General features: G+C 59.6%; 7 protein-coding genes and 1 pseudogene. 5 read left to right on the top strand and 3 right to left on the bottom strand.

The features are described 5' to 3' along the window. Positions 1 to 13: 13 nt before the first annotated feature. The 5 genes and pseudogenes from AC1D2N_RS35905 (at position 14) to AC1D2N_RS35925 (ending at position 2317) form a co-directional block, all read left to right on the top strand. On the top strand, positions 14 to 337 hold the full coding sequence (locus AC1D2N_RS35905; protein ID WP_018245179.1) for a DUF736 domain-containing protein: 324 nt from the start codon (positions 14 to 16) through the stop codon (positions 335 to 337). 316 nt (positions 338 to 653) lie between these two features. Further along, positions 654 to 812 (top strand): hypothetical protein, encoded by a 159-nt coding sequence (locus tag AC1D2N_RS35910; RefSeq protein WP_018245178.1) that lies wholly within the window; start codon positions 654 to 656, stop codon positions 810 to 812. A gap of 246 nt (positions 813 to 1058) precedes the next feature. Further along, positions 1059 to 1585: pseudogene (locus tag AC1D2N_RS35915) on the top strand (hypothetical protein). 52 nt (positions 1586 to 1637) lie between these two features. Further along, complete coding sequence (locus AC1D2N_RS35920) at positions 1638 to 1907, top strand: type II toxin-antitoxin system prevent-host-death family antitoxin (protein ID WP_018245177.1); 270 nt, start codon at positions 1638 to 1640, stop codon at positions 1905 to 1907. After that, positions 1904 to 2317, top strand: coding sequence for a hypothetical protein (locus AC1D2N_RS35925; RefSeq protein WP_018245176.1), 414 nt, complete (start codon positions 1904 to 1906; stop codon positions 2315 to 2317). Before AC1D2N_RS35920 ends, AC1D2N_RS35925 begins: the two co-directional genes overlap by 4 nt. A gap of 149 nt (positions 2318 to 2466) precedes the next feature. Here AC1D2N_RS35925 and traG read toward each other — a convergent pair whose 3' ends face one another. From traG to AC1D2N_RS35940, 3 genes are read right to left on the bottom strand one after another with little or no spacing between them, the layout of a single operon-like run. Next, a complete protein-coding gene (gene traG / locus AC1D2N_RS35930) occupies positions 2467 to 4380 on the bottom strand; it encodes a Ti-type conjugative transfer system protein TraG (protein ID WP_018245175.1) in 1914 nt (637 codons plus the stop codon). Further along, positions 4371 to 4610, bottom strand: coding sequence for a conjugal transfer protein TraD (locus AC1D2N_RS35935; RefSeq protein ID WP_018245174.1), 240 nt, complete (start codon positions 4608 to 4610; stop codon positions 4371 to 4373). Before AC1D2N_RS35935 ends, traG begins: the two co-directional genes overlap by 10 nt. Next, on the bottom strand, positions 4600 to 4887 hold the full coding sequence (locus AC1D2N_RS35940; protein ID WP_018245173.1) for a TraC family protein: 288 nt from the start codon (positions 4885 to 4887) through the stop codon (positions 4600 to 4602). The genes AC1D2N_RS35935 and AC1D2N_RS35940 overlap by 11 nt, the downstream gene beginning before the upstream one ends. Between the last annotated feature and the right edge of the window lie 355 nt (positions 4888 to 5242).

Here is a 5242-nt window from a genome sequence, read left to right on the forward strand (position 1 = left end):
AGGAGACAGTACCATGGCCACCACGATCGCAACCCTCACCGCAAAGAGCGACGGCACCCTCGAAGGCATCTTCGCCACCATCCGGGTCAACGCCCCGATCGCCATCGTCCCGAACGCCAGCAAGGCGAACGATGAAGCACCCGACTACCGCATCATCCACCGTAAGACCGGCTTCGAGATCGGCGCGGGCTGGAACCGCATCGCTCGCCTGACCGGCGAGGAATACCTCTCGGTCAAGCTGGAGGCCCCGGAGATCGGCGTAATCTTCGGCAATCTCGCACAAGCCCCCGGCGGCGAGCCGAACCGCAAGGTTATCCTCTGGAACAACCCGAACTGAACGACCAGCAGCCGGCCTCGAGCGATCGGGGCCGGCTTTCGCAGTGGCGGCTCCTGAGGCGGTCGGCTTTGCCCACCGCCTGTATTCGGTGCCAAACGAAACGTGGATTGTCTGCTCAGTTCGCCAAGTCTGCCATGAGGACCGTGCCGCCTCAAGGTCGCGCTGCCCCTCCAATTTTGCCTTCACTGCGGTTCCCTCCGCTGCGGAAAAATTGGCACCTCCGCGCGCCGGCTCCGCCGGTCGCTGACGCGAACCTTGACCCGACCCGATCCTCACGACCGCCGGCGTCATCTTTCACGTCAACAAGGAGATGACGATGACGAACGAAAACGCCTTCAACATCGAATGCACCATCGAGGAACTGCGCCTTGAAGCCAGGGAAGCGCCGACCGCTGAGGAGCGTCGCCGCATCGAGGCGGAGCTGGAAGCCGCGCGCGCCGAACTTGCAAAACAGACCGGAGAGGAGTTGCCGTAAGGCGGCTCTTTCTCACTGTACACCGAGGCAGCCAGCCCGGATCGACCGGCCCGTCCGCCTGTGAGGGTTCCCCTCGAGATCCCCGCCGGCTGACGCCGGAAGGGTCGCAACCCCTTTGGGGTCGCGGGTCTCTTCTCTCTCTGACGTCCGATTTTACTCTAGCAAATCCGGCGTCAAGGACGGCACTGTCTCCCCCCTCTTTGCCAGGGAGTGGCCGATCTCCGTCATCAAGAAGGAGATCACATTATGACAACCGATCAGAACCTCATGCCCTACGCCAAGCTTGCCGGTTTTGGGCTTGTCGTCGTCGCAAACCGCTTCGGCTACAACAGCGGTTTCTCTCAAGAACTTCATGATCGCCTGATTGAAGGGCTCGAAGCTGCAATCGCTCGGATCCTGATGGTGATGGCATTGGAACGAAGGTTTCTCACCGGAGAGGATGAATTCGCCGAATATCAGATGCAGGGCGAGAACGAGATTTTCGGGCGTTTCACCATCAATTTGCTGGACGAGCTAGAAATTGATTTCGACACACATGAGTACCGCATCAACGGCGGCGACTGGATCAACGTTTTGACGGCGGATGAGGGTGGAGTCGAGATCCGGCTTCCGACGTTGGTTAGGTTGACCGACGAAGAATTCGGTCGATTATTTAGGACATCACCCTGGGAACTGGCATCCCCGTTCATGCGGTGCGCACTGCTGGACGCCGCAATTCCCTCCTAGGCAAGGCCGCAACTCGTCAAATCAGCAAATTTGCAACATTGTTGTAAATGCTGTATGTTGCAACAAATACAGCAACTAAGAGACCCAAAGGAAACCCATATGCCTAAGTCAAGCGGTTCCTATTCAACCAGCGACCTCTCCCGTAAGTCTGGCGACATCATCGCCGAGGCTCTACGCCATCCAGTGACCATCACCCAGCGGAATAAGCCCCGACTGGTCCTCCTCAATATCGAAGACTACCAACGGCTGATGAAGCAGTCGGACCGGCGTACCGTGGGGACCATCGAAACGATGCCTGATGAACTGGTTGCCGAGTTCGAAAACGCCGTCGAGGCATACGCAGGCGAGGACGAGGCAGGCCGCTCATGAACTACGAGTTGATCCAGACCGCAAGCGTCATACGCTATCCTTATCTGTGGGCGAGAGAGGCTGGGCGTGGAGAGACGGAAGGACGCAAGGAGCGGCCGGTAGCCGTCGGCGTGAGAATGCCGCGGCCCGATGGTGATCTGGTTCTCTTCTTTCCCGTTACCACCAAGCAGCCGGAGGCGTCGCGGTTTGCCGTGGAAGTGCCGGCTATCGAAAAGCGCCGCGCTGGCCTCGATGCTGATCGCAGGCTCTGGATTATCTTCGATGAGTTCAATACCGACATCGTCGGAAACTCATACTATCTGGAGCCTGAGCCGCCAACCGGCCGCTTCAGCAAAGCCTTCTTCCTGCCGCTGCTGCGTGAATTCATCCGTCGCCGCAAGTCGGCCACGGAGGTCAGCCGATTCCGTTGAGCAGGCCCTGAAAACTCGAATTAACGTTTGCGTACGAACTCGGTGCACAGAACGATAATCCCGAGAAGATCGATTGCCGCCATGATGGAATCAAGGGTCTCGCATCCGCCCAACGCAACTCGGGCGGCGGCGCTGAACGTGTAAGCTCGTCAACTCCGCACGAAGCGATTGGCCTTTGCTTGCTCGTCCATATCCTTCCGCCGGAAATAGATCGCCCGGCCGCAGCGGATCGGGCTATGGCCTTGAACGATGATGATCTGCTCGTCCTTGCGCATCGACTGGGTGATCTCGTGCGGCATGATCAGCGGCCGGCGCTGGAAATTGACGCTCTCGGATTTGCGCGTGCCGCCGCCTTTCGTGTCCCAGCCGATGTTGCGCGACCGCCCCTGAACCTCGACGGTCATCTCCCCGCATTGGGCAGAAACATTGCGCGCCGTATCGAGGGCCTTGATCGCCGCATAGGAGGCGAAGGCGCAGCCATCGATCCATGACGTCGCGCCATCCTTCCCGAAGTGCCGTTCCAACTGGCCGACCGATTGATAGAGCAGCATCATGCTGATGCCATACTTGCGGCCGCGATCGCGTGCCTCTTCCAGCACGCGCATGTAGCCGAGCAGGTCGACCTCATCGAGCATGAAGAGCGCCCGACGGCTGAAGCCGCCATCGGCTTGAACCATGGCGTTGATCAGAGAGCCGATGATGACACGCCCGATGCCGGGGTAGGAGCGCAGGATCGACGCCGGGATATTGAGGAACACGTCCGTTTTGGCCGATACGATATCGCTCGACCTGAAGGCGTTGCCGCAGACAAGCGCGGCGTAACTATCCAATGAGAGCCATTGCGTATCCTTCGACGCCGTCGAATAGACACCGGAGAAGGTCTGTTCGGTCATGTTGGTGAAGACACCAAGCGTTTCACGGATGAAGGCAGATTCCGAGTGCTCCTGAATGTCGCGCAGCATAGCGAGCACGGAAGGTTCAGGCTCGGAAACGATCTGGCGCAGGCTGCGCAAGTTTCGCCGGCCGGCATATTCCGGCGACAGCATGACATGGGCGAGCAGTCCGGTCAGGAGATTGTGCGCCTGGTTCTGGAAGTAGGAGCCAGTTGAAGATTCAAAACGCAGGCTTTCGGACAGAAGCATGTGGGCGATGCCGACGATATCCTCCTCTTTTCGCATCGAATGCTCGATGCCGTCGAGGACATTGAAGCTCATGATTGGGTTGGTCGGATCGAGCACCATGACATCGCGCCCGAGAATGCGGGTGCGATGCTCAACCACCATCGGCGCAACCTCGGTGGAAGGATCGAGGCAGATCAAAGGGCCGGAATAACGCAGTGCGGTCGGCAGGACGTTGCTGGTCGTCTTGTATCCGCCCGATCCGGCAAAGAAGAGCATATGGGTGGAATCGAAATCTTGGCTGTAGGTCAGGAGTGGCGCCTTGCCGCCCTGTCCCCACGTGCTGCGATCCTTCGGATCGAAGGGCACTTGGTGGACGGTTTCCTTGTCGACGCGGTAACGCTCGCCGACAACGATCTCGCCGTCGGGCGGAAAGAGCCTTGCTGCCGCCGACATTGAAAGCCAATCGGCATCGCCAAAGGTTCCGCCCCTTGCCCGTTTGACTGCCTCGGGCACGACGACGGAGATCCGGGCGGCAACCGCCACAGTCATGAAGCCCGCCAGGGCGCCGATGACGGCAACAAGATCCAGATAGGAAAGCGCCTGGTCCCAGGTGACGATGCCGCGCTCCACCGATGGCACGAGGCGTCCATATTCGCGCAACGCGTAAAAACCGGCGACGACGAGAAAGCACAAGAGGCTGGCCACGGCGATTGGCCGCCGGCGATGCAGCGGCAACGCCCAGACGGTCAAAAGTCCTGCGAGCGGCCCAAACAGGAGCGCCGGCACGGGTGCCGCTTGCAGGAACCAATATTCGATCTTGCCGGAGAGGCCGTGGGCCAGTGCCGGCCATCGCCAGCCGATGATGTAGACGCTGATCGCTGTTACGGCGATCGGCACGAAGACCAGCAGCAGGCTCGGATGCAATCGACCCTTCAGCGCCATCCGGCGGTCTCCTCGACGCGCGGTGTGGACGGACTGAGCGAAGGGCGCCTGAACGCCTCTTTGCCGATATCGCGCAACCGCCTATGTTCGGCCGATCCCGCTATCACTCTTGCCAGTTCGATGAGGCCACCCAGAAGAAAAGCCCGGTCGGCCGTCGACAGACCAGCCTTCACGACGATGCCGCCAAGCAGGAGTTTCTCGCGTGCTTCCTTCTTGCGGTCAGCCGTCATGTAAAACCTCCGACGTCGATCCAGTGCCATCAACTGCTGGTCGACGCGTTTGAGGAGATGCAGCACTAGTGCCTTTCTTCTCCTCTTTGCGAAATCGAGCGGCGATCTCTTCGAAGATCCGCTCGACCTCCTCGTCGGCGATCTCCATTTCCGCCAGCCCGGACTTCGTCGCCGCGCGGGCAAACCGCTCCGCCGATTTAACTATCAGAATTCGCCGACGTTCTCGCAACTTCTCCATCTGCGCATCGAGATCAGAAATTGATGATTTTACGGCCATTGGTGAATCTCCCTTTCCCGAAAATAGCCTCCGAAGACCGATTATACTAACTACAAAACGATAGTTAAATAGGCTATTTTCGACCAGCCCCAAAACGTCGCAGCCGGAATTTCGGCCGATGGCCGTCTTCCGGAAAAGCGGCATCGGCCCTGCGTTCCGATTGGTTTGAGGGCGCAATATACGTCGCTGTCGCGACGTGCTCGGGCGAGGTGGAGACGACAGTGGCGATCATGTTCGTCAGAGCACAGGTGATCGGCAGGGGCGCGGGACGCAGCGTCGTCTCGGCCGCCGCCTATCGCCATCGCGCCCGGATGATGGACGAACAGGCCGGCACATCGTTCAGCTATCGCGGCGG

It is taken from the genome of Rhizobium sp. P1_B8, from assembly GCF_056406515.1.

Excerpts from the sequence above, each read along its gene's own strand:
- AC1D2N_RS35905 (WP_018245179.1), top strand. The coding sequence starts at position 14 with ATGGCCACCACGATCGCAACCCTCACCGCAAAGAGCGACGGCACCCTC.
- AC1D2N_RS35910 (WP_018245178.1), top strand. The coding sequence starts at position 654 with ATGACGAACGAAAACGCCTTCAACATCGAATGCACCATCGAGGAACTG.
- AC1D2N_RS35920 (WP_018245177.1), top strand. The coding sequence starts at position 1,638 with ATGCCTAAGTCAAGCGGTTCCTATTCAACCAGCGACCTCTCCCGTAAG.
- AC1D2N_RS35925 (WP_018245176.1), top strand. The coding sequence starts at position 1,904 with ATGAACTACGAGTTGATCCAGACCGCAAGCGTCATACGCTATCCTTAT.
- traG (WP_018245175.1), bottom strand. The coding sequence starts at position 4,380 with ATGGCGCTGAAGGGTCGATTGCATCCGAGCCTGCTGCTGGTCTTCGTG.
- AC1D2N_RS35935 (WP_018245174.1), bottom strand. The coding sequence starts at position 4,610 with ATGACGGCTGACCGCAAGAAGGAAGCACGCGAGAAACTCCTGCTTGGC.
- AC1D2N_RS35940 (WP_018245173.1), bottom strand. The coding sequence starts at position 4,887 with ATGGCCGTAAAATCATCAATTTCTGATCTCGATGCGCAGATGGAGAAG.